Source organism: Sphingobium sp. B2 (genome assembly GCF_007693735.1).
Classification (GTDB): Bacteria; Pseudomonadota; Alphaproteobacteria; order Sphingomonadales; family Sphingomonadaceae; genus Sphingobium; species Sphingobium xenophagum.
In genome coordinates, this window is record NZ_VDBZ01000036.1 from 1 (window position 1) to 377 (window position 377).

Annotated in this window: 1 protein-coding gene; it reads left to right on the forward strand. The window is 42.2% G+C overall.

Annotated elements, in window-relative coordinates:
- The coding region (locus FE851_RS25905) for an Hsp70 family protein (protein ID WP_145206940.1) at positions 1-377 on the forward strand (377 nt) is incomplete at both ends.

Sequence of the window (377 nt, forward strand, 5' to 3'; positions counted from 1 at the left end):
ACGTACTAAAACTCCTGTTCGTCAAGCCCTTTCAGATGCTGGTTTGTCATTGTCAGAAATTGATGAAGTTATCTTAGTCGGCGGTTCAACACGTATTCCAGCTGTTGTAGATGCTGTTAAAGCTGAAACTGGCAAAGAACCAAATAAATCAGTGAATCCAGATGAAGTTGTTGCTATGGGGGCTGCCATTCAAGGTGGTGTTATCACTGGTGATGTCAAAGATGTCGTTCTTCTTGACGTAACGCCATTGTCACTTGGTATCGAAACAATGGGTGGTGTCTTTACTAAACTCATTGATCGCAATACAACAATCCCAACTTCTAAATCACAAGTCTTCTCAACAGCTGCAGATAACCAACCAGCCGTTGATATCCATG